Consider the following 22,987-nt stretch of genomic DNA (forward strand, 5'->3'; position numbering starts at 1 on the left):
CGCGCGCCCTCGCGCGCGGTCGAGCTTGGCCATTTTCTGAAGGAAGGCCGGCACGGCAGCATGCAATGGATGGAGGAAACGGCGGACCGCCGCGCCCATCCGCGCGATCTGTGGCCGCAGGCGCGCTCTGTCATCATGCTGGGCATGAACTACGGCCCGGACGAAAACCCGCTGGAGATTCTGGAGCGCCGGGACCGGGCGGCAATCTCCGTTTATGCGCGCAACCGCGATTACCACGATGTCATCAAGGGCAGGCTGAAACAGCTTGCCGGCAAACTCGCCGCCCGCACCGGCGAGGATGTGAAGGTGTTCGTCGACACCGCGCCGGTGATGGAAAAACCGCTGGCCCGCGAGGCTGGCCTCGGCTGGCAGGGCAAACACACCAATCTGGTGAGCCGCGAATACGGTTCCTGGCTGTTTCTCGGTTCCATCTTCACCACCGCGGAGCTTGCCCCGGATGCGCCCGAGCACGACCATTGCGGGTCCTGCCGTGCCTGCCTCGACATCTGCCCGACCAGGGCCTTTCCGGCCCCCTACCAGATCGATGCACGGCGCTGCATCTCCTACCTCACCATCGAAAACAAGGGGCCGATCCCGCGTGAGTTCCGCGTGCCCATGGGAAACCGCATCTATGGCTGTGACGACTGCCTCGCCGCCTGCCCGTGGAACAAGTTTGCTCAAGGCGCCGCCGAGGCGAAGCTTCAGGCGCGCGAGGATCTGAAGGAACCGCCGCTGTCCGCGCTTCTGGAGCTGGATGATGCCGGTTTTCGCGCTTTGTTTTCCGGCTCACCGGTCAAGCGCATTGGCCGCGACCGTTTCATCCGAAATGTGCTGATTGCGGCGGGCAATTCCGGCGAAGCCAGCCTGGTTGACCCGTGCAGGCGCCTCGCCGAAGATGATGCGCCGCTCGTGCGCGGCGCGGCCGTCTGGGCGCTTTCCCGACTTCTGGACGACAAGGCCTTCCGGGCAATCGAAACCCGGCTGCGCCCGCAGGAAACGGACGCACAGGTGCAGACTGAATGGGACGGGCGATCATGACCAAGAAATTTTTCATCTTCGGCGCAGGCTATTCGGGCCGGGCCATCGCCCGTGAGGTCGCCGGCGAAGCCGCCCTGGTGGCCGGCACCACGCGCAGCGCAGGGAAGGCCGAAAGACTGAAGCACGCAGGCATTGTGCCCTTTTTGTTTCAGGACACCGTTTCTCCCGATGCGAAGGAAGCGCTGGCCACCACCACGCATCTCATCGTCAGCGTTGCACCGGATGCGGCGGGCGATCCCGTATTGACCGCCGCCCGTGAGATCATTTCCGGCGCCATGCCCGCGCTCAAATGGATCGGCTATCTCTCCACCGTTGGCGTTTACGGCGATCACGGCGGTGCCTGGGTGGATGAAACAGCGCCCTGCGATCCGGTCTCGGATCGCTCGAAACAGAGGCTCGTTGCGGAGAACGACTGGCTTCAGCTCGGCGAGGAGCTCGGCCTCCCGGTAGCCATCATCCGCCTGTCCGGTATTTACGGGCCGGGCCGCAACCCCTTCTGCAATCTCGAGGCCGGCAAGGCGCGGCGCATCGTCAAGCCGGGCCAGGTGTTCAACCGCATTCATGTCGACGACATCGCGGGCGCGACGGCCCATCTCGCGCGCCGTTTCGAAACGGGCATTTTCAATGTGACCGATGATGCTCCCTCGCCCCCGCAGGACGTGGTGGCATATGCGGCCGCACTGGCCGGACAGGCCGCCCCGCCGGAAGTTGCCTTCGAAGATGCCGGTCTCTCCCCCATGGGTCGGTCGTTTTACGGCGAATGCAAACGTGTCTCGAATGCGCGCCTCAAAAGCACGGGCTACCGGATGCGGCATCCGGATTATCGCGCAGCGCTCGAAACCATGTGGGCGGATGAAAGCTGGCGCGCAGAAGAATCGTAAACGACAGCGGTAAGCGAATCGCAAGCTGTGCTATGATTCGATAATCGCGGGGGTAGGCTCACAACGAGGAAGCGATGCGATTCCAACGGACTCTGAAACTGGTGGCCATGGCCCTGCTGGGACTTTCCACCACGGTTGCCGCCGTTCAGGCCGAACCTCTCGCCAAGGAGCTGTTCGGAGCCAAAAAGCTCCCCGCCGCCACCAGGCCGGCAGCTTATGGTTTCTACTCGAAAGGGTGTTTTTCCGGTGGTGTCGCCATCGCGCGCGACGGGCCGCACTGGCAGGCCATGCGCCTCTCGCGCAATCGTCGCTGGGGGCACCCGGTCCTCATCTCCCTGATCGAGCGCCTGTCGCGGGAAGCCGCGCAGGATGGCTGGCGCGGCCTTCTCGTCGGGGATATTTCGCAGCCGCGTGGCGGCCCCATGCTCACGGGTCACGCCTCGCACCAGATCGGCCTTGACGCCGACATCTGGTTCACGCCGATGCCGGCGCAGCGCATGAGCGTGGCCGACCGCGAACGCATCAGCGCCATCTCGATGCTGAAAAAGGATTCGCTCTACGTGGATGACCGCAAATGGACCCCGGCTCATGAGGGGGTCCTGCGGCGTGCGGCGAACTATCCGGAGGTGGAGCGCATTCTGGTGCATCCCGGCATTAAGAAAGAGCTCTGCGACACGGTGCGCGGCGATCGCTCCTGGCTCAGCAAGGTCAGGCCATTCTGGGGACATCACTATCATTTTCATGTCCGCATTGGCTGCCCCGCCGGCTCCACCGGCTGCAAGCCGCAAAGCCCGCCACCGCGCAGCGAGGGATGCGATGATTCACTCGCCTGGTGGTTTACCGACGAGCCGTGGAAGCCGGCAAAGGGCCCGGCCAAGCCGAAAGCCCGCGACGTGATGACCATGGCGGCCCTGCCCTCCGCGTGCCGCGCCGTGCTCAATGCGCCGAATCCCGCTTCGGAAGCCGCCGTCACCGTCGCCGGCCAGGGTGGTGTTCCGCAGGCCGCCGCAGCGGATCTGCCGGCACTCGGCTATCAGGCGGTCAGCCCCGCAAATGTCCTGTCCGCGATGCCGCCGGCTCAGGTGCCGAGGCCGAGCAGCCGGCCCGGATTTCAGTAAAACCGCCCGGCGTTGAAGTGGTGGGCGCATCGACTTTTTGCCGCCGATGCGCTTGCCTTCCGTCTTCAACCGATTTAATCCGCTTTAACCTGGTCTTTGGAGCGGCAAATCGTCAGAGTCTGTGCCATGCATTTCAAGAATGAGAACGATACAGCCCTGCGATTTCCCGTCCTGATCGGCGACATCGGCGGCACCAATGCGCGCTTCGCCATCCTGGTGGACTCCAACGCCGAGCCCAAAGCCTTTCCCGTGGTGCAGACCGCGGACTACGCCACCATCGACGAAGCCATCCAGAGCGCCATCCTCGATCGCACCTCCATCATCCCGCAATCGGCGGTGCTGGCGGTGGCTGGTCCGGTGGAGGGCGACGAGATCGACCTCACGAATTGCGACTGGGTGGTGCGCCCCCGGAAGATGATGGAGACGATGGGCTTTAGCGACATCGTCGTCATCAATGATTTCGAGGCGCAGGCGCTGGCCGTGGTGGCGCTCGACGACGACAATCTTGAGATGGTCTGCCCCGGCACATCGCAGCCCACGGGCAGCCGCGTGGTGCTTGGGCCCGGAACGGGGCTCGGCATGGCCGGGCTTGTTCACGCGCAGCACACCTGGTTTCCCGTGCCGGGCGAAGGCGGGCATGTGGATCTGGGCCCGCGCACCGAGCGCGATCTGGAAATCTTCCCGCATCTGGAGCGGATCGAGGGCCGTGTCGCCGCCGAGCAGATCCTGTGCGGGCGCGGCATGGTCAATCTTTACCGCGCGATCAACGCAGCCGACGGCAACAAACCCGTTCACGAGACGCCGGCGGAGATCAGCAGCGCCGGGCTCGACGGGTCCGATCCCGTGGCCGTGGAAACGCTCGATCTCTTCGTGACCTATCTGGGGCGGCTGGCTGGTGACATGGCGCTCATTTTCATGGCGCGCGGCGGTGTCTATCTGAGTGGCGGCATTGCGCAGAAGATCGTTCCAACGCTCAAGAATGGCCATTTCCGGGCGGCATTCGAAGACAAGGCGCCCCACAGCGCTCTGGTGAAAGACATCCCCGTTTATGTCATCACCCATCCAAAAGCTGCCCTTGTCGGCCTCGCCGCCTATGCGCGCACACCGGTCCGTTTCGGCATCGAAACCCAGGGGCGGCGCTGGAAGGCCGCATGAAAAGCGCCGGCCAGAGCCGGATTCACCGTTGCATGAGCGCAGTCGAACGGGCATAGCCTGTTGCTGGAAAGCGCGGCTGCTCAACGCCCGGTCGCCCGGCTGAACAGGAACGGATGTTTTGAAGCTTGGAAAGAACAAGGCGGATGTGGGAGAGGTTCTCCCGGTCATTCGCCGCATCTTCGCGGAAAACGGCCGCGACTATATCGGCCACTATCTGATCGCGATTGCCTGCATGCTGGCCATTGCCGCCACCACCGCCTTCAGCGCGTGGATCATGCGCGACATCATCGACGAGGTCTTCTATCGCCAGCGCTGGGAGCTGGTTGGCTGGATTTGCGGCGCCATTGTTGCTGCCTTCGCCATTCGCGGCTTCGCCACCTATGGCCAGTCGGTCATGCTGGCAAAGATCGGCAACAACATCGTCGCCCGCTATCAGCAGCGCATGTTCGACCATCTGATGCGGCTCGGCATCGACTATTTTACGACCACCCGTTCTGGCCAGCTCGCCGCCCAGATCAGTCAGAACGTGACCGGCATCCGCGACCTGCTTAACATGACGGTCGCCTCCATCGCCCGCGATCTCGTCACCCTCATCGGTCTCGTTGCCGTGATGGTGATGCAGGATCCCCTGCTCTCGGTCATCGCGCTGGTGATCGGCCCGCCGCTCATCTATTCGGTCAACTATCTGATGCGCCGGCTGCGCCGCGTCACCCGCGAGGCGGTCGATGTGAACTCGCGCCTTCTGGGCGCGATGCAGGAATCAGTGCAGGGCATCGCCATCATCAAGGCCTTCACCATGGAAGACCAGCTTTCGGGCAAGATGTCCGGGCTGATCTCCTATGCCGAGGACCGTTCCAACAAGATCGCCCGTGTCTCCGAGCGCCTTGGGCCGATCACCGAGCTTCTGGCCGGTCTCGCGATTGCCGGCGTGATCGGCTATGCGGCGTGGCGCGCCTCCGTCAGCGCGCAGCCGCCGGGTTCCGTCTTCGCCTTCATCACCGCCCTGCTTCTCGCTTATGACCCGGTGCGCAAGCTCGCCCGCGTGCAGGTCAATCTCGAACGCGCGCTGGTCAATGCCCGCATGATCTACGAGATTCTCGACACCGAACCCCAGCAGCGTGATGCGCCGGGGGCGGGCACGCTGGCCGTAAAAAAGGGCACTGTCACCTTCGACAAAGTGGCCTTCTCCTATGGCGACGACCTGCCGGTGTTGTACGGCATCAGTTTTGTCGCCAGAGCGGGTGAGACCACGGCCATTGTCGGCCCGTCCGGTGCCGGCAAGTCCACGCTCTTCGCGCTTCTCCAGCGCTTTTACGATCTCGATGGCGGCAGGATCGAAATCGACGGGCAGGACATATCCACCGTCACCAAGAGCTCGCTGCGCAATGCCATCGCCTATGTGTCGCAGCAGCCCTATCTCTTTGAAGGCACGATTCGCGACAACATCCGCTATGGCCGCCCCGATGCGACCGATGCCGAGGTTGAGGAAGCGGCAAGGCTTGCCTTTGCCGACGATTTCATCCGCCAGCAGGCAGAGGGTTACGCCACTCTGGTGGGCGAGAACGGCGCAAACCTCTCCGGCGGCCAGCGCCAGCGCATTTCCATTGCCCGCGCCATTGTGCGCGACGCGCCGATCCTGCTGCTGGACGAGGCGACGTCCGCGCTCGACAACGAGTCTGAGGCGCGTGTCCAGCAGGCGCTGGAAGGCATTATGGAAACCCGCACCACGCTCGTCATCGCGCACCGGCTTTCCACCGTTGTCAATTCCGACCGCATCGTCGTGCTTGAAGAAGGCCATCTGGTGGAAGAAGGCACGCATGAGAGCCTTCTTGCCAAACCGCACGGCATCTATGCGCGTTTCCACCGCATGCAGAGCCAGAAGGGCGAGAACCTGCTCGCCAACACCACAGCCGAGCCGCAGGAGCAGAACACATGAGCGATATGGGGCTTGTCATCGTTGGGGCGGCTGGTCGCATGGGCCAGACGCTGATCCGCACCGTGCACACGATGGACGGGCTGCGCGTCGCCGCAGCCGTGGAACGGCCTGGTTCCTCCTTCCTGGCGCGCGATGCGGGCGAGCTTGCCGGCATCGGCACGATCAATGTCTCCATCACCGACGACCCGCTCGCCGCCTTCGCAAAGGCCGATGGCGTGCTGGACTTCACCTCGCCGGACTCCAGCGTGGAGTTTGCCGGCTACGCCGCGCAGGCGCAGATCGTCCACGTAATCGGCACCACCGGTCTTGCTCCGGAACACGAGGCGAAAATCAGGGCCGCCGCGCATCACGCCACCATCGTCAAGTCGGGCAATATGAGCCTTGGCGTGAACCTGCTTGCCGTGCTGGTCGAAAAGGCCGCCCGCGCGCTGGAGGCGTCCGATTTCGACATCGAGGTGCTGGAAATGCACCACCGTCACAAGGTCGATGCTCCTTCTGGCACGGCGCTGCTCCTGGGAGAGGCCGCTGCAAAGGGCCGCGAGATCGCGCTGGCGGAAAAGAGCGTGCGCGTACGCGACGGCCATACCGGCCCGCGCGAGGAGGGCACGATAGGCTTTGCCACGCTGCGCGGCGGTTCGGTCGTTGGCGAGCATTCCGTGATTCTCGCCGGTTCCGGCGAGCGCATCACGCTGTCGCATCAGGCAGAGGATCGCGGCATCTTCGCCCATGGCGCGGCGAAGGCGGCCCTTTGGGCGCATGGCCGCAAGCCCGGCCTCTATTCCATGCTCGATGTGCTCGGGCTCAACTGAACCTTCCACCACGAAGCAACAAGGAACGCACCATGTCCGGTACCCTTATTCTCGTTCGTCACGGTCAGAGCGAATGGAACCTGAAGAACCTGTTCACCGGCTGGCGCGATCCGGGCCTCACCGAAAAGGGGCATGAAGAGGCAAAGGATGCCGGCCGCCGGCTCAAGGCGCGCGGCTTCAAGCCGGACATCGCCTACACGTCGGTCCTCTCCCGCGCGCAGGTCACCAATGATCACATCCTGAAGGAGCTCGGGATGGAGGATCTGGAAACCATCCGCGACCAGGCGCTCAACGAGCGCGACTATGGCGACCTATCGGGCCTCAACAAGGACGATGCGCGCGAAAAATGGGGCGAGGAGCAGGTGCATATCTGGCGCCGTTCCTACGACACCCCGCCCCCCGGCGGCGAAAGCCTGAAGGACACGGGCGCGCGCGTGTGGCCCTACTTCCTGCATGAGATTTTGCCGCATGTGCTGCGCGGCGAGACGGTTCTGGTGGCCGCGCACGGCAATTCGCTGCGCTCTCTCGTGATGGCGCTCGACGGCCTTTCGGGCGAGGAGATCGTGAAGATGGAAATCGCCACCGGCGTTCCCATCGTCTACCGGCTCAACGCCGATTCGACCGTAGCCTCGAAAGAGGTTCTGGACGACTGAACGCCTTTCCGGGGGCGTCCAAATGCGCCCCCGCCCGCTTTTGCGCGAGGCCCGCGCGGGGCTTTTGTCATTTTCCTGACAAACAGCAAGAATCCGCGTTGACACGAACCGGCTTGGCCCTTACATCGGCATCGCACACCTGCCCAGGTGGCGGAATTGGTAGACGCGCACGGTTCAGGTCCGTGTGCCGCGAGGCGTGGAGGTTCGAGTCCTCTCCTGGGCACCATTCTTCCAGTTCGATACGAGCATTTCCCGGCGCTGCGCGTTTGCTCCCGCAGCGTTTTTTGTATGTCGATCAGGATGGCCGCTTCACGAAGCCGTGCGCAGCTGCACGGTCGCGCTCTGCATCTCCGGTACGGAAACCTGGTTTCGGCCGCGCCGCTTCGCCATATAAAGCTGCTCGTCAGCGGTCGCCATCAGGGTGGAGAAGTCTGCGGCTTCCTCGACAAAGGCGATGCCGATGCTCACGCTGAGCCGGGCGAGCCCGTTCCGTTCCGTGTGAAGCTCGATGCGCTCGACGCCGCGCCGCAGCCGTTCGGCAAGCGCTTCGCCTTTTGAAAGTGTGGCCGCTTCGAGAAACACGCCGAATTCCTCGCCGCCGATGCGGCCGGCAAGACCGCCTCCGCAAAACACGTCCCGGATGACATCTGCGATGGTCGCCAATGCGCGGTCCCCGGTCAGATGCCCGTGGGTGTCGTTGATTCCCTTGAAGTCGTCCGCGTCAATGACGAGCAGAACGCCACCGGCGCCCCGCTGCCCGGCCTGGTTCAGTTCCGCGATGAACGTGCTGCGATTGAGCAGCCCCGTCATCTCGTCGATGCGCGCCGCCGCGGCAAGTCTGCGATAGACACCGGCCAGCTCGCGATGGGTCGCCTCCAGCTCCTGATGCGCCAGCGCGATCCTGTGGTTCTGGTAAAATGTGTACATGCTGGCAGGAAAAGCGATGAGCAGCGGGCAGAGCGCGCTCAGCAGCGCCGCAAACCAGTTCATGGAGCCGCCGGTCAGATGGATGGCAATCCAGCAGATCGCCAGAGAGGCGATGATGGACAACAGCGTTGCAATGACAGCTTTGAGGACAACCAGTTTCATGATCTGCCGGATATCAGCCGCCCCTTACCCCAACGTTAAGGGCGTTAGAATCTGCCGTTGGGGAAAGTGCCCCGTCCTCGCCTCATTTGGCCGTTAGGCCCCCGGCAACGACAATCCTGGACGAAAAAATGCACAAGCGACTTTCCCGCGGCGCGAAGATAGCGCCCGCAGCCGCCCTGTTCGTCAGCGTGCTTTCTGCGCCGGCCTTCGCGCAGTGCGGTAGCGCATCATGGTACGCGCTGACCTCCATGACCGCTTCCGGCGAGCGAATGAACCCCGCGGCGATGACAGCGGCGCATCGCACCCTTCCCTTCGGCACGAAGCTGCGTGTGACGAACAAGCGCAATGGTCGCAGCGTGGTGGTGCGGATAAACGATCGCGGCCCCTTCGTGCGTGGCAGGATACTGGATCTGTCGAAAGCCGCCGCCGCAAGGCTCGGCTTCATCCGGACCGGGCATACCAGGGTCTGCCTCAAGACACAGTGACGCCCTGCGCGCGACCCGGTCAGATGACGCTTTGCGCTGCGCCGGCGCCTCGTTGTTCTGGCGAAGATAGCCAAGCGTCGCATCGGCGTTGCAGGGGCGGCCGAAGAGATAGCCCTGCCCGCCCGCGCAGCCAAACTGCACCAGCCGGTCGGCCTGTGCTTCGGCCTCGATGCCTTTTGCGACAACATCCATGCCCAGCCCTTCGCACATGGCAAGAATGGCCCGGATGATGTGTTCCGACGGCCGGTCGTCGAGGATAGATGCCACGAAGGCGCGGTCGATCTTCAGCTTGTCGAAATGGAACTCGCGCAGCCGCCCGAGGCTGGACTGGCCGGTGCCGAAATCATCCAGCGATACGCGGATGCCGACACGGCGCAGATCTTCCACGATGCGACGCGCCGAGGCGGGGTCGTTCATCAGGCCGGTTTCGGTGATCTCGATCTCCAGCCGGCGCGGGTCGAAGCCCGTCCGTTCCAGAATGGAGAGGATCTGCAGGCCGGTATTGTGGTCGACGAGCTGCGATGGCGAGAGATTGAACGACAGGAACAGGTCCTTGGGCCAGTCGCGCGCGGCTCCGTGGCCTTGCGCAGAACGAGCTGCGAAAGCTGGCCGATAATGCCGCGTTCTTCGGCGATGGGAATGAAGATGCCGGGGGAAACCGGCCCGAGATCCCTGTCTGTCCAGCGGGCGAGCGTCTCGAAACCCACCGTATGGCGTGTGTTCAGGTCCACGATCGGCTGGAAATGCGGCTCCACCTCGCCTGCGGCCACGGCGCGTCTCAGCGCCTGTTCGATATGGGTCACGCGCTTGGCGGCTTCTTCCATTTCGCGTGTGTAGACCACCACGGCCCCGCGGCCGGTACGCTTGGCCTGGTAGAGCGCAGTCTCCGCCTTGTTGAGCAGAACCTCGCTCGTTTCCTCTTCCGAATAATAGAGCGAGCAGCCGGCCGAAGCCGAAAGCCTGGCCGTGCGCTGCCCCACATCATAGGGGGCGGAAAGGATTTCGATCAGGAGCCTGGTTTTCTCGCGCGCCGCCTCCTCGCTGAAGACGAGAGGAAACAGAAACGCAAACTCGTCGGCACCGATCCGCGTCACCGTGGAGTGCGCATCCATCGCCGCCCGAAGCCGCATGGCAACCTGTTGCAGGATTTCGTCGCCGGCAGCGCGGCCGAAGAGGTCGTTGATCGGCTTGAAGCCGTCAAGGTCGAGAACGCCAATCGCAAAGGGGGCGGGGTCGTCGGCGCGTTCTTCGATCAGTCGGTTTATCTTGTCGAAGAACCGACGCATGTTTCCCAGGCCCGTCAACGCATCGGTGAAGGCAAAGTCGGACTGGTCCGCCGTTATCGTCCGTTCTTGTGCGGGCGCCGGCTGCATCGAAACTCCGTTGCTCTGGCGATTTTTTGATCACATGCGCCGAACCATGGACCTAAATTGTTTAGGAATCGTATCCAATATTCGGATAAAGCGCACCTGATTGTCGCCGATCCGGCGCGGCACCGCGCCCGGACCGCTCCACCGGCTTGACACGGGCGCGCTCGCGCCGTCATCTGCTGCCGCCATTGGAATGAATTTGACACCGATATTTGCGTGGTCCCACCTTGAGATCGAATGTCGAATTCATAAATTCCATCAGGGTCCCGACCCAGGAAATATAAAGCGGCCAGTGGCACCATAGTTTCCGGCCTTTGCTCTCGCCGTCGAAGCGGATGGGATGCGAATGTTGGAAGTGAGCTGCCAGTTTCCCTCCGGAGTTTATTCCATGCCCCTTAAAGTCGCGGTCCAGATGGACCACATTTCCACCGTCTCGATTGCCGGCGACACGAGCTTTGCGCTCGCTCTGGAAGCGCAGGCGAGGGGCCATGCGCTCTGGCATTACACGCCGGACAGGCTCTCCATGGTCGATGGAAAGGTCATTGCCTGGGCCGAGACGCTGGAAGTGCGGGACGAAGAGGGCAATCACTTCACGCTGGGCGCGCCGCAGCGGCTCGATCTGTCGGAAATGGACGTGGTGCTTCTGCGCCAGGACCCGCCCTTCGACATGAATTACATCACCACCACCCACATCCTCGACCGCATCCACCCGAAGACACTGGTCGTCAACGATCCGTCCTGGGTGCGAAACAGTCCCGAAAAGATCTTCGTCACCGAGTTTGCGGACCTGATGCCCGAAACCCTCATCACGCGCGACACGCGCGAGGTTGACGATTTCCGGAAAAAGCATGGCGACATCATCGTCAAGCCGCTTTACGGCAATGGCGGTGCGGGCATCTTCCATTTGAGGGAGGGCGACCGCAATCTCGCCTCGCTGCTGGAAATGTTCATGGGCGCCTTCCGCGAGCCTTTCATCGTGCAGCGCTATCTGAAAGAGGTGCGGGGTGGCGACAAGCGCATCATCCTCATCGAGGGCGAGCCCGTCGGTGCCATCAATCGGGTTCCCGCCGAGCATGATTCCCGCTCCAACATGCATGTCGGCGGCCGCGCGGAACATGCGGAACTGACCAACCGCGAGCGCGAGATCTGCGCGCGCATCGGCCCGTCCCTGCGCGAACGCGGCTTCACACTGGTCGGCATCGATGTGATCGGGGACTGGCTGACGGAAATCAACGTGACCTCGCCCACGGGCATCCGGGAGGTGAAAAGGTTCGGCGGAGCCGACATTGCCGCCCTGTTCTGGGAGGCCGTTGAGGCGCGTCGGGCCGGCGGCTGATATGACCCTGTTCCGCCGGCACAACCGCCTGCAACCCGAAAACAACCCTTACGCATCCCTGTTCCCGAAACGTTCTTGATCTGATCGCCGGAACCTGCTTCAATGAAGTTGCAGGGCGATGAGATTTCTTGTTCTGGCTGTATTTCTGATGCGTCTTGCCGGGATGCAGGCCTGCCTGCGTCTTGTGGATGCTGTGTCTTGTGGATGCTAGGGCATCGGACCGAAAAGTGGGTACCGGTTTTCGGGTTGTTCCGATGCCCTTTCAAAGACCTGGATCGCCCTTTTGCGCCCGAATGGGCGCATGGCGATCCAGAAACAGCCGGTTCGGGCGTGGCTGGGGGGATAACACATGGTTTCGCATGTCCGCACTGTGGCCTTCCAGGGGGTGGAGGCCGTTCCCGTCGACGTGCAGGTCATGGTTGCCCCCGGCAAGATGGGAATGCAGATCGTCGGGCTCGCCGACAAGGCGGTGGCGGAAAGCCGGGAGCGGGTGCAGGCCGCACTTCATGCCTCCGGCCTGTCCATGCCGCCGAAGAAGGTGACGGTCAATCTCGCCCCCGCCGATCTGCCGAAGGAGGGAAGCCATTATGATCTCCCCATCGCCCTCGGCCTCATGGCGGCGCTCGGCGCTGTCCCTTCAGATGCGCTGGCGGGCTACGTCGTTCTCGGCGAACTGTCGCTCGATGGCACGGTCGCTGCGGTCAACGGTGTTTTGCCGGCTGCCATTGGCGCAAACGCCATGGAACGCGGCCTGATCTGTCCCCACGCCTGTGGCGCGGAAGCGGCATGGGCCGGCGCGGATATAGATATTCTCGCTCCGCGCAGCCTCATCGCGCTGGCCAATCATTTCCGGGGTAGCCAGGTCATGAGCCGGCCGGAGCCGGCGCTCTATCCGCCACCGTCCACGGTGCCGGACCTTGCCGATATTCGCGGGCAGGAAGCCGCCAAGCGAACGCTCGAAGTGGCGGCTGCCGGTGGCCACAATCTCCTGATGGTCGGGCCACCGGGCGCCGGCAAGTCCATGCTGGCGCAGCGCCTGCCGTCCATCCTGCCGCCGCTCTCGCCGCGCGAGCTTCTGGAGGTTTCGATGATCGCCTCCATCGCCGGCGAACTGGCGGATGGGAAACTGTCGGACCGTCGCCCCTTTCGCGCGCCGCACCATTCCGCATCCATGGCGGCCATCGTGGGCGGCGGGTTGAAGGCCCGGCCCGGCGAAGCCTCGCTATCCCATCATGGCGTTCTGTTTCTCGATGAATTGCCGGAGTTCTCCCCGCAGGTTCTCGATTCCCTGCGCCAGCCACTCGAGACCGCCGAGTGCGTGATCGCCCGTGCCAATCACCGGGTCAGCTACCCGGCGCGCATCCAGCTTGTCGCCGCAATGAACCCGTGCCGCTGCGGCATGGCGGGGGAGCCCGGCCATCGTTGCCGGCGCGGGCCGCGTTGCGTGACGGATTATCAGGCGCGCATTTCAGGTCCGCTGCTCGACCGCATCGATCTTCGCATCGATGTTCCGGCGGTTTCTGCCGGAGATCTCATCGGCGGGGCAGGGCGGGCCGAAACGAGCGCTGCCGTGGCCGAGCGTGTCGCCATTGCCCGGCAAAAACAGCAGGCAGCTACGCGGCGCATGGCCTGCCGGCGTGGACCACGAATGCATCCTGTTCCGCAGCACTTATCGAAGACGTCGTTTCTCTCGATGCCGATTGCACGGCCCTGATCCGTCAGGCGAGCGAGAAACTTGGCTTTTCTGCCCGCGCCTATCATCGCGTGCTCAAGGTCGCGCGCACGCTGGCGGATCTCGACGGTGCCGATGCCGTTGCGCGACCGCATATCGCCGAAGCGATTTCCTATCGCATGGCCGGGCAGGCAAGGGCGGAGATTGCCTGAATCTGTTGCGCGCGGGGAGCGAGGTTGCTGCAGTCTGAAAAGCACCGCATAGTTGCGCTGGCGGCTCTGGAGCATTTTGCGGTCAGATGGGATCATCTGGTGTCCGCATCGATGGGGAAGAGTGCAGAGATTGAACGTCTTTTAAGTGCCCGCAAGCGCATGGCGCTTCACAGAGAGGATGAAATGATCGAGACCGGAACCCTGTTGACCTACGTACTCGTTGTCCTGGGACTGTTTCTGATCCCCGGTCCTGCAGTGCTGATGACACTTGCCCGTGCCGCCAGCGGCGGTCGGCGGATCGGCATCGCCACGGGGCTCGGCATCGCGGCGGGCGATCTTGTTCACACGATCATGGCGACAGTCGGTCTGTCCGCGATCCTCATGACCTCGGCGCTGGCCTTCACCATCGTCAAGTATATCGGTGTCGCTTATCTGATCTACCTTGCATCAGCGCTTTTCTGGAGAAGACGGATCGGTTTGATCTGCCCGTCGTGCGGCCGCTGACGGCGCCGCGGGCCTTTCGGCAGGCACTGTTTGCCGAGGTGCTCAACCCGAAGACGGCTTTGTTCTTCCTTGCCTTTCTGCCGCAGTTCGTTCAGCCGGTAGGCTCGGCCGTCCTCCAGCTCGCGACACTGGGATTTGTCTTTGTCGTGATGAGCGCGGCCTTCACCTCGCTCATTGCGATCGGCGCCGGCTCGGTCGGTGCGTGGCTGCGGCGCAACCCTACGGTCGCACGCTGGCAGGGGCGCGTCGTCGGCACCATCTATCTGGCTCTCGGCGCACGGCTTGCCCTGCAGGAAAGATGATGGCTCTGACGAGGAATAAAGCTGGCTAATTAATGCACCGCGCCAGGCGTCGGGATTGGATCATGAAACGGTGAACTGTTCCAGAGCATCGGACCGAAAAGTGGAAACCGGTTTTCGGGTTATCCCGATGCTCCATCATTAGTCTAGATCGTCCTTTGTGCGTCCGGACGGACGCACGGCGATCCAGAGCATCGGGCCGAAAAGTGGGAACCGGTTTTCGGTTTATTCCGATGCTCCATCAATAGTCTAGATCGTCCTTTGTGCGTCCGGATGGACGCACGGCGATCTAGGGCACCCAGCCGGGCAGGGCGGATGCCTGCCGCACCCATGAGGTGAAGCGGGCTTCGTCGAGCACTTCATCCTCATGAAGGTGAAAATAGCGCGTGTTGGCGTCTTTGGATGCCACGGGCGGCAGCGGCTCAAGCGCGGCGCCGTGAAAGAACGCCATTTTGATATAGCGCGTGTAGCAGTGCATCCCGAGAAACCAGCCCTGGCCTTCGATCCCATAGAGCGGTGAGTTCCACTTCACCGCCTTGCGAACCTGGGGAAGCTCGCGCACGATCAACCGGTCGATCAGGCGACCGGCCTCACGCTTCCAGCCTGGCATCGCCGCGATGTAGGCCTGAACGGGTGCATCCCCATCGCCCTTGGGTATCTGCGGGTTTCCGCCGGAGAGGAGGCGTGGCGGTTCCGTCTTGCCCTGTGCTTTACCGGAAGGCTTCGCAGGCATTTGCTGCCTCCTATGCGCTCGCTCTTCCATGCGCGCGGCGGCGCGTCACATAGGGAAGCGCAAAAAGATAAAGTCCGGTGATCAGCAGCAAGATGAGCGGGCCACCGGCCAGAAAGTAAACCCAGACGGGCGGTTCCTGGCCGCGCATCGCCGCGATGGTGTTGATGATCACGCCAAGCGTGAAGGCGATCGAAATCCAGCGATGCGCCTGTCGAAGCCAGAGATTCCACTTCATCTGGTGCGCTCCCGCTTGTGCGTCGATGCGTTCAGTCGGGCGGCGGCGCGAAGAAGCGCCTTCAGCGCGTCCTCGTCGATGGCATCCCCTTCATGGAAATCGATGGCGCGCCGTGTGTTCCCTTCAAGACTGGCATTGAAGAGGCCGGAAGGGTCTTCAAGCGAAGCGCCCTTGGCAAAGGTCATTTTCACGGCCTTCTTGTAGGTCTCTCCGGTGCAGAGCATACCGTCCTGATACCAGACCGGCACGCCGCGCCATTTCCACTCCTCGGTCACGTCGGGAAGCGCCTGTTTGATGATGTCGCGAAGCCTTGAAAGCAACTCGCCGCGCCAGTCGCCCAGTTCCGCGATCCTGGCGTCGATCAGCTCGGGCAATGATTTTCCGGTATCGGCTGTGGTCATGTATCGTCCTCATGCATTCCAGGTTCGCATTCGTTCGGCTTTGCGCACCCGCCTCAGTCGAGCCTCTCGACCACCCGTTCGAGCGCGGAGATAAAGCGCGGCCATCCCACACTTGCGCCCTGAAAATAGGGTTTCTGGTTCGGCTGAAACCCTTCCTGCTCCATGCGCAGGAGCGTTCCGTCCTTTGTGGGAGTGAGGGTCCAGCTGACGGTGCTGCGCAGGTCCTTCGTGTCCCAGGCATAGGAAAGCGCCCTGTGCGGCTCCACCGTCTCTACCACGCAGTCCACTCCGCCCCAGTCGGCGGTCAGGCTGAACCGGTGGCCCTCACGCGCTTCGAAATCGTTTTTCATCAGCCATTCCGCGATCAGGTGGGGCTGCGTGAGCGCGCGCCAGATCTTTTCCGGCGGGTGCGGAATTTCACGCTCGACCACCACGGAGCGCGTTTCGGTTGCGGCATGTGTCATTGATCCATCCTGTTGAGCAGGTCTTCAAGGTCGTCGAAGCGCCTTTGCCAGAAGCCGTTCATCTCTTTTGTCCAGTCGATGAGGGGGGCCAGCGCTTCGATCTGCGCGCTGTAGCGGGTCTGCCGGCCCTCCTGATGATCGCGTACGAGCCCCGCGCGTTTCAGCACGCCGAGGTGTTTTGAGACGGCGGGTTGCGACACACCGGCGCCGGCCGTCAGCGCCCCGACCGTCAGGTCGCCGTCACGGCAAAGACGTTCAAAGAGCGCGCGGCGCGTCGGGTCCGCCAGCGTACGAAAGAGGGCATCGCGGGACTGCTGCATCACAACTCATAACTAGAGGGCTATGAGTTTAACCGATAGCTCTCCAGTTATGAGTTGTCAAGACCATGCCATGGAGCCTGGCGCGTTGCAGTGCGCGCCGATCTAATGTGCGCCCGCAGCCTGCAATATCTCAACGATCTCCGCATAGCCGCTGCGCTTTGCATGCTGCAGGGCGGTCACGCCCGCGCGGTCGGCGATGTCGGTGTCGGCACCGGCGTCGACCAGCAGTTTGACGATGGCCACATGGTCCGGCCCTCCGTCGCCGAGGATCACCGCCTCGAGCAGCGCCGTCCAGCCAAGCCTGTTGATGTGATCCGGGTCCACGCCGGCAGCGATCAGCGTCTGCACGGTTTCGACATGGCCGCGCTCGGCAGCGGGAATGAGTGCCGTGCCACCGAACCGGTTGGTGCTTTCAAGATCGGCCCCGTTTTCGAGCGTCAGGCGAAGAATTTCCAGATAGCCCCGCGCGCCCGCGAGAAGATAAGGGCTGTCCTCTATCTCGTCCCGCGCATTGACGTCGGCACCCGCTTCGATGAGAAGGCGTGCGGCGTCGGTCTGGTTTGTCTGGACGGCCGCCATCAGCGCCGTTCTTTGCCGCGCGTCGCGCTCTTCAAGGGCCGCGCCGGCCTGCAGCGCGCGTTGTAGCGCGGCGAGGTCGCCGCTTTCGGCAGCCGCGATGAGAGGGGTCTGCGCAAAAGCGCCGGTGTGAGAGGCCACAGCCATCAGAAGCGCTGCCACAAGGCACAAAACCTGTCGGCCGGGCAAAGACATGAAGCCATGCATCCAGAACTCCCGTTTCAGCAGGTTCGGAGAGTTTAGGGCATCGGACCGAAAAGTGGAATCCGGTTTTCGGGCTATTCCGATGCTTTATCAATGGTTTAGATCTCTGTGCGTCCGGATGGACGCACAGAGATCTAGAAGCCAATGGTGACGAAGATTGGGGCGGACGTGATCTGTTATTCGCTGACCGCGCCGACAACCGGGTTGTTGCCCTCCCGAAGGCTGACCCACCGTCCCGTGTGGTTGCTGGCCTGCCGTTTCAGGTAGCGATAGTTCGTGGCGCTCCACAGCTTCACGCTGTCATTCAGGTTGTCGAGCACAAAGTCACCCCGGTCGGTGCGCACGGTCAGGACGGCATGACCCTCGCCATTGGGCTTGCGGACAACGGTGATCAGCAGGTTGGTAAGCGATAACCCCGCGCGCTTCAGCGCCCGGCGCTTTTCCAGAACATAGTCCTCGCAGTCGCCCACCCCGGTCGAGGGATAGGTCCAGACTTCTTCCGCGCCATAGATGTCGATGTCGTTCATCGGCTTCACGGCGCGATTCACCGCCGCGTTGACATCGCTGACCGTCTTCCAGAGCGTTTTCGTCATGTGCTCCGGTCCCTGGTCGCGCATGCGAATGGAGCATTCAACGGGATTGGCCTTGCAGAACTCATAATGCCCGATCGGCTGGGACGTGAATCCGCCGGTCGCCATCATGCCCGTCGCTCCGGCCGGTGCCGTCATGGCGCCAGCCAGAATCAGGCCCGCAAAAACCCCGTTGCGGATTACCCCCCGCAAAGCAGCCATCATGCCGCTCCCCGCTTGTTTCTATCGTTAACGAAACGTTAAGAAACGCGAGGGGTCGCTGTCAATCGGCGGGCGGGCAATCTTACCAGCTATGGTTACCAACGCCGGGTCGCGGCGCTGGTTTCATCCGCTCTGTTGCTGAAATGCACAGCGGGTTGAGGTTGCTGTTCAGCAGGGGTCTTCGACGTGCCCTGAAATTCTGGAAAACGGTCCCGTTTTCCGGAATTTCAGGGCCGTTTAGCCCGAATTTGTCGTTTCTGGACCTTTTTCCGGGAAACGCCGGTGGGTGCTTTTGTCGTGGTTTTCAGCCCGCCGGCAGGGTGGCTGCGCATGAAGTCGAGAATGCGTGGCGCGATCTCGGAGCGGAAACGCGAACCGTTGAAGACGCCATAATGGCCAACTGTCGGCTGCATGTAGTGATGGCGCATGTCTTCGGGAATGTTGACGCATATATCATGCGCGGCCTTCGTCTGGCCGACGCCGGAAATGTCGTCGTTCTCGCCTTCCACGGTCAACAGTGCCACACGGCGAATGGCGGCGGGATCCACCAGCTCGCCACGATGCCGCATCCGTCCGCGCGGCAGGTCGTGGCGAATGAACACGGTCTCCACGGTCTGCAGGTAAAACTCGGCGGTCAGGTCCATGACGGCGAGATACTCGTCATAGAAGTCGCGGTGCTTCTCGGCGGAGTCGCCGTCATTCTTCACAAGGTGCATGAAGAAGTCCTTGTGCGCCGTGATGTGCCGGTCGAGGTTCATGCTCATGAAGCCGGAGAGCTGAAGAAAGCCGGGTAGACATGCCGCATGAAGCCGGGATTGGGCCACGGCACCGGCATGATCACATTGTCGCGAAACCAGGAGATGTCCTTCTGCTCGGCCAGTTCGTTGACGGCCGTCGGGTTCTTGCGCGTGTCGATCGGCCCACCCATCAGCGTCATGCTGGCGGGCACGTTTTTCTCACCGCGCGCTTCCATCAGCGCGATGGCCGCAAGCACCGGAACGGAAGGCTGGCAGACTGCCATCACATGCGTGTCGGGCCCCATATGGTCGAAGATGTCGATCAGGTAATCGATATAGTCGTCGAGATCGAATGACCCATCGGTGACCGGCACCATGCGTGCGTCTGCCCAGTCCGTAATGTAGACATCCGCATAGGGCAGCATGGTCTCCACCGTGCCGCGCAGCAGCGTGGCATAATGGCCCGACATCGGTGCGACCATCAGGATCTTCGGACCCGGATGCGCGCTTTCAGGCAGGTCACGTTTGAAGCGTATGACATCACAGAAAGGTTGCGACCAGACGGTCTGTTCGCGCACAGCCACCTTCACGCCATTGACGCTGGTCTCCGTGAGGCCGAATTCGGGCTTGGTATAGCGGCGTGTGCTGCGCTCGAAAACCTCGGCGGCCGCAGCCACCGTGCGACCGAAATAGGTCTTGGCGACGGGGTTTAAAGGATTGCTGTAAAAGAGCCGAACCGCGTCGGCATAAGCCCGCGCCGGTTGAAGCGCGGCGTGGTTGAATTCATAGAGCTGATAATACATTGCTAGGTTTCCTGGGAGGACCTTCGCTATGGCCAGACCGCCGGGGGAGGTGTGTGTAGAACGGTGTAGCCTTGGTCGTTTGCATACCAATTAGAGTAAACGACTTTTGCTGCGTTGCAATAGAACCGCTGGTTTCTCGGCAATTGCCGCAGTGTAGAATTTGCAACACACTGATATTAATAGATAATTAGGCATGCAATATTAGCCGGGTCTGTTGCGACGCAGCATCAAAACACGGCTTCCCGCTTCAATTCCCGGCGGAATCTCGGAGAAAAAACGCTCTCTCAGCGCTTCTGGCGCTGAAATGAGTGGCTGCTCCACAAAGCCATGACGCGCATAAAACGGCGCATTGAACGGCACGGCCCGAAAGGTGGAGAGGGACACACCGTCAAGCCCGCGAGAAACGCTTTCTCCAACCACCGCCGAAAGCAGCGCCGTGCCCAGCCCCCGCTTCCCGTGCTCCGGCGCGACGGAAAGCTCCTTCAGATGAAGAAACGGACCGATGGTGCCGCAAATGGCGAAGCGACGGCGCCATCGGTTTCGTGCTCCGCGACAAGGGTTTGGTTCTCAAGGGCGATCCTGTCGAACGCTTTCGACGCCATGGCCGGAGTGGCGGCCAGGGCGGCATACCCATGTGTGGCAAAAAGCTGTGCGGCGCGCGCCTCCACCCCCGGCAGCAGCGCAGCGTCTGCGCTCCGATAGGGCCGGATCGTATAATTCTCAGGCAGATCGATCGTGGCTCTGTCCTCTTCGTGCGCCGCTTATTCCGCACCCTCGACAAGGATCATGTCGGCCTGCGCAACGGTCGTGCGGATCGCCTTTGCGGCCTGATATTCAGGCGAGTTGTAGCAATCGCGCGCTGCCTGAAGCGAGGGAAACTCGATCACCACATTGCGCCCGCGCCCCGTGCCTTCCAGCCCTTCCCAGTCGCCGCCGCGTGCGAGAAAACGCGCACCGAACTTCTCGAAGGCCGGTTTGGCCGTAGCCACATAGTCCTTGTAGCGCTCGGGATCGCGCACATCGACATGGGCAATCCAGTAACCCTTGGGCATGATTTCCTCCTCCGTGGACGACGTCCGGCCCACTCTGTCAGGCTGCGGCCATCTCGTCGAGAATGGATTGAGCTGCGGCCTTCGGATCCTGCGCCGCCACGATCGGGCGGGCCACCACCAGGTGGGAGCCTCCCGCGCGGATCGCGTCGCCGGGCGTCATCACACGCTTCTGGTCGCCATGGTCGCTGCCTGCCGGGCGAATGCCGGGGGTCACCAGCGCCATGCCGGGACCTGCCACATCGCGCATTTCGTTCACCTCGGTCGGTGCACAGACAATGCCGCCCATGCCTGCTTCGCGCGCCTGCGCGACGCGCTTCTTCACCAGCTCACGCGCCGTCAGCGCATAACCGGCCTCGTTGAGGTCCGCATCGTCCATCGAGGTCAGAACTGTCACGCCAAGCAGGGTCAGCCCCGAGCCTTCCGCCGCCTGCACGGCCGCGCGCATCGCCTTTGGGTAGGCGTGGATGGTCAGCATCGTCATGCCCATACGGGCGATGTTTTCCACGCCCTTGGCCACGGTGTTGTCTATGTCGAGGAGTTTCATGTCGAAGAAGATCTTCTTCCCCGAGCCGGCCAGCTCGCGTGCAAAGCCCAGCCCGCCGGCAAAGGCGAGTTGGTGGCCGATCTTGTAGAATGAAACGGTATCGCCGAGTGCCGCGACCACCCGGTCGGCTTCGGTCAGGGTCGGCACATCCAGGCCTACGATCAGGCGGTCCCGCATTGCTTCGCTCATAAGGTCAGGCTCCCACTCTTGTCGATGTCAATCTGGCGTGTTCGATCAGGCTGCTGCACACGGCTTCCATCATCCCGCGCGTGCGGTCATCCCTGAAGTCGCCATTCTCGTCGAAGGCGTCCTGTGCGCGGGCAACGGAGCACTGCTGCGTGATGATGTCGGCCTTGCAGTTCATCAGCACGGCACGCAGGTGATAGAGCCCGCGTATACCGGCGAAATTGCCGTCTGAGGAGGAGCAGAGCCCGATGGACTTTCCAGCCCATGGGCGCAGTGGCTTTCCACCGTCCTTCGAGATGCGGCTTACCCAGTCGATGGTGTTCTTCAACAGAGGCGGGATGGAGGCGTTGTATTCCGGGCTGGCGATCAGCACACCGTCATGCGCGGCGATCAGCCGGCCGAGTCTGTAGGCATTCTCGGGAATGCCTTTCTCCTTCTCCAGATCCTGATCCATGATGGGAAGCGGGTAGTCCGCCAGCGAGATGCGCGTCACCTCGGCGCCTGCTGTGCGAGCTCTTTCATGGCGGCGTCGGCAGTCTGGCCGCTAAAGGCGCCGGTGCGGATCGATCCCGCGAACACCAGAATCTTGGGGGTCATTGGCCACAGCTCCTTTTTGAGAGAGCCGTATAGCCAATGTCGGCGTGGATGAACAGGCCCCGAACCCGGGCCTTGCGGCGGGCGGGGCGGTTAGGTCAGGAGGCGGAGTGAAGAATCAGTGTTTGCCGCGGCGGTAGACCCAGAGCTGCGTCGGCGGAATGTTGCGCAGCACGAAATCGAAATGCTCGACCGTATAATCGCCCTGTCCGGGCGGGATCGGCGATTTCGGTCCGTAGGTGAGCTGTATCACGGGGCGCCCGTCGGGAATGCGATCAAGCAGGGAATCCAGATAGGCGATGCGCGCTTCAACGGGGAAGTTGAGCAAGGGCACTCCGGAGATGACGCTGTCGAAGACCTGTGGCGCCGTGTCTCCCAGGGCCTGCGTCAGCGTCTGGTCCAGGTTGAACGCGTCGCCCTGAATGACGTTGACTCCAGGATAGGTTTCCCGCAGGTGCTTGACGAAATCCGGAGAGTATTCGACCGCATAGAGGTTATCGGGCTTCACGCCATGGGCCAGAATGGCCTTCGTGATGACGCCCGTGCCGGGGCCTACCTCAAGAACCGGCAGGCCGGAACCCGTGTTGATGACCGAGGCCATTCGCCTCGCCGTTACACTGCTTGTGGGAATGATGGAGCCGACGGCCTTGGGCTGCTCGATCCAGCCGCGAAAGAAACGCAGCTCTTCTCCAAAGCGATCCGCGATGGCCTTGCGCACATCCAAGCCCTTGTTCATCTTCCCGGCGTCCTCCGTCACGTTCCCGATCTCCCTGCAGCCCTGTCAGAATGC

At 62.6% G+C, this 22,987-nt stretch carries 21 protein-coding genes, 1 tRNA gene and 5 pseudogenes; 12 read left to right on the top strand and 15 right to left on the bottom strand.

Going from position 1 to position 22,987, the window contains the following annotated elements:
* From queG to JCM21793_RS05295, 8 genes are all read left to right on the top strand, one after another.
* Positions 1-1,038, top strand: a 1,038-nt coding sequence (gene queG / locus JCM21793_RS05260; protein ID WP_025029682.1) for a tRNA epoxyqueuosine(34) reductase QueG, incomplete at its 5' end; no start/stop codon positions are given.
* On the top strand, positions 1,035-1,919 hold the full coding sequence (locus JCM21793_RS05265; protein WP_025029683.1) for an SDR family oxidoreductase: 885 nt from the start codon (positions 1,035-1,037) through the stop codon (positions 1,917-1,919). The genes queG and JCM21793_RS05265, both read left to right, overlap by 4 nt.
* A gap of 74 nt (positions 1,920-1,993) precedes the next feature.
* The gene (gene mepA / locus JCM21793_RS05270) at positions 1,994-3,037 is read left to right on the top strand and encodes a penicillin-insensitive murein endopeptidase (protein WP_025029684.1); all 1,044 of its coding nucleotides are present in this window, start codon (positions 1,994-1,996) and stop codon (positions 3,035-3,037) included.
* Positions 3,038-3,163: 126 nt separating this feature from the next.
* A complete protein-coding gene (locus JCM21793_RS05275) occupies positions 3,164-4,192 on the top strand; it encodes a glucokinase (RefSeq protein WP_007009086.1) in 1,029 nt (342 codons plus the stop codon).
* 118 nt (positions 4,193-4,310) lie between these two features.
* Positions 4,311-6,128, top strand: coding sequence for an ABC transporter ATP-binding protein (locus tag JCM21793_RS05280; RefSeq protein WP_025029685.1), 1,818 nt, complete (start codon positions 4,311-4,313; stop codon positions 6,126-6,128).
* Positions 6,125-6,937 carry a 4-hydroxy-tetrahydrodipicolinate reductase gene (gene dapB, locus JCM21793_RS05285; RefSeq protein WP_036539699.1) on the top strand — a complete coding sequence of 271 codons (813 nt, stop codon included), beginning with the start codon at positions 6,125-6,127 and terminating at the stop codon, positions 6,935-6,937. The genes JCM21793_RS05280 and dapB overlap by 4 nt, the downstream gene beginning before the upstream one ends.
* A gap of 32 nt (positions 6,938-6,969) precedes the next feature.
* Positions 6,970-7,590, top strand: a complete 621-nt coding sequence (locus JCM21793_RS05290) for a 2,3-bisphosphoglycerate-dependent phosphoglycerate mutase (protein WP_025029687.1) — start codon at positions 6,970-6,972, stop codon at positions 7,588-7,590.
* A 141-nt stretch (positions 7,591-7,731) separates the two neighbouring features.
* Positions 7,732-7,816 (top strand) — tRNA-Leu (locus JCM21793_RS05295).
* 83 nt (positions 7,817-7,899) lie between these two features.
* Here the strand turns inward: JCM21793_RS05295 and JCM21793_RS05300 are convergent.
* Positions 7,900-8,679, bottom strand: coding sequence for a GGDEF domain-containing protein (locus JCM21793_RS05300; RefSeq protein WP_025029688.1), 780 nt, complete (start codon positions 8,677-8,679; stop codon positions 7,900-7,902).
* A 128-nt stretch (positions 8,680-8,807) separates the two neighbouring features.
* On the opposite strand from JCM21793_RS05300, the gene JCM21793_RS28585 reads away from it, so the two are divergent.
* A complete protein-coding gene (locus JCM21793_RS28585; protein ID WP_025029689.1) occupies positions 8,808-9,164 on the top strand; it encodes a septal ring lytic transglycosylase RlpA family protein in 357 nt (118 codons plus the stop codon).
* 27 nt (positions 9,165-9,191) lie between these two features.
* On the opposite strand, the pseudogene JCM21793_RS24290 reads toward JCM21793_RS28585, so the two are convergent.
* A pseudogene (locus JCM21793_RS24290) lies at positions 9,192-10,537 on the bottom strand (putative bifunctional diguanylate cyclase/phosphodiesterase); the annotation flags it as partial.
* A gap of 385 nt (positions 10,538-10,922) precedes the next feature.
* On the opposite strand from JCM21793_RS24290, the gene gshB reads away from it, so the two are divergent.
* From gshB to JCM21793_RS24300, 3 genes and pseudogenes are all read left to right on the top strand, one after another.
* Positions 10,923-11,870 carry a glutathione synthase gene (gshB, locus tag JCM21793_RS05315; protein WP_025029690.1) on the top strand — a complete coding sequence of 316 codons (948 nt, stop codon included), beginning with the start codon at positions 10,923-10,925 and terminating at the stop codon, positions 11,868-11,870.
* 349 nt (positions 11,871-12,219) lie between these two features.
* Positions 12,220-13,754 (top strand): annotated as a pseudogene (locus tag JCM21793_RS24295) (YifB family Mg chelatase-like AAA ATPase).
* A 183-nt stretch (positions 13,755-13,937) separates the two neighbouring features.
* Positions 13,938-14,560, top strand: a pseudogene (locus JCM21793_RS24300) (LysE family translocator).
* A 286-nt stretch (positions 14,561-14,846) separates the two neighbouring features.
* On the opposite strand, the gene JCM21793_RS05330 reads toward JCM21793_RS24300, so the two are convergent.
* The 13 genes and pseudogenes from JCM21793_RS05330 to pmtA form a co-directional block, all read right to left on the bottom strand.
* Complete coding sequence (locus tag JCM21793_RS05330) at positions 14,847-15,290, bottom strand: DUF1801 domain-containing protein (protein WP_025029691.1); 444 nt, start codon at positions 15,288-15,290, stop codon at positions 14,847-14,849.
* Between the two features lie 10 nt (positions 15,291-15,300).
* Complete coding sequence (locus JCM21793_RS05335) at positions 15,301-15,525, bottom strand: hypothetical protein (protein ID WP_007009074.1); 225 nt, start codon at positions 15,523-15,525, stop codon at positions 15,301-15,303.
* Positions 15,522-15,926: a DUF1801 domain-containing protein gene (locus tag JCM21793_RS05340; RefSeq protein WP_025029692.1), complete on the bottom strand. Its 405-nt coding sequence runs from the start codon at positions 15,924-15,926 to the stop codon at positions 15,522-15,524. The genes JCM21793_RS05335 and JCM21793_RS05340 overlap by 4 nt, the downstream gene beginning before the upstream one ends.
* A 53-nt stretch (positions 15,927-15,979) precedes the next feature.
* Positions 15,980-16,390 carry an SRPBCC family protein gene (locus JCM21793_RS05345; RefSeq protein ID WP_025029693.1) on the bottom strand — a complete coding sequence of 137 codons (411 nt, stop codon included), beginning with the start codon at positions 16,388-16,390 and terminating at the stop codon, positions 15,980-15,982.
* Positions 16,387-16,710, bottom strand: a complete 324-nt coding sequence (locus tag JCM21793_RS05350) for an ArsR/SmtB family transcription factor (RefSeq protein WP_025029694.1) — start codon at positions 16,708-16,710, stop codon at positions 16,387-16,389. The genes JCM21793_RS05345 and JCM21793_RS05350 overlap by 4 nt, the downstream gene beginning before the upstream one ends.
* A gap of 102 nt (positions 16,711-16,812) precedes the next feature.
* Complete coding sequence (locus JCM21793_RS05355; protein ID WP_244439670.1) at positions 16,813-17,433, bottom strand: ankyrin repeat domain-containing protein; 621 nt, start codon at positions 17,431-17,433, stop codon at positions 16,813-16,815.
* 233 nt (positions 17,434-17,666) lie between these two features.
* The gene (locus JCM21793_RS05360; RefSeq protein ID WP_081784642.1) at positions 17,667-18,281 is read right to left on the bottom strand and encodes a transglutaminase-like cysteine peptidase; all 615 of its coding nucleotides are present in this window, start codon (positions 18,279-18,281) and stop codon (positions 17,667-17,669) included.
* A gap of 227 nt (positions 18,282-18,508) precedes the next feature.
* Positions 18,509-19,821, bottom strand: a pseudogene (locus JCM21793_RS24305) (polyhydroxyalkanoate depolymerase).
* 201 nt (positions 19,822-20,022) lie between these two features.
* Entirely contained in the window at positions 20,023-20,337 is a 315-nt protein-coding gene (locus tag JCM21793_RS30075) for a GNAT family N-acetyltransferase (RefSeq protein WP_306306730.1), read from the bottom strand.
* Positions 20,338-20,582: 245 nt separating this feature from the next.
* Positions 20,583-20,873, bottom strand: a complete 291-nt coding sequence (locus JCM21793_RS05375) for a DUF1330 domain-containing protein (protein ID WP_025029697.1) — start codon at positions 20,871-20,873, stop codon at positions 20,583-20,585.
* Positions 20,874-20,910: 37 nt separating this feature from the next.
* Complete coding sequence (pyrF, locus tag JCM21793_RS05380) at positions 20,911-21,594, bottom strand: orotidine-5'-phosphate decarboxylase (protein WP_036539729.1); 684 nt, start codon at positions 21,592-21,594, stop codon at positions 20,911-20,913.
* 16 nt (positions 21,595-21,610) lie between these two features.
* Positions 21,611-22,200 (bottom strand): annotated as a pseudogene (locus tag JCM21793_RS24320) (NADPH-dependent FMN reductase).
* Positions 22,201-22,315: 115 nt separating this feature from the next.
* Positions 22,316-22,933 (bottom strand): phospholipid N-methyltransferase PmtA, encoded by a 618-nt coding sequence (gene pmtA, locus JCM21793_RS05390; protein ID WP_025029699.1) that lies wholly within the window; start codon positions 22,931-22,933, stop codon positions 22,316-22,318.
* Positions 22,934-22,987: the final 54 nt, after the last annotated feature.

Origin of the sequence: Nitratireductor aquibiodomus NL21 = JCM 21793 (assembly GCF_000615975.1) — a bacterium.
In the GTDB taxonomy this organism is placed as follows: domain Bacteria; phylum Pseudomonadota; class Alphaproteobacteria; order Rhizobiales; family Rhizobiaceae; genus Nitratireductor; species Nitratireductor aquibiodomus.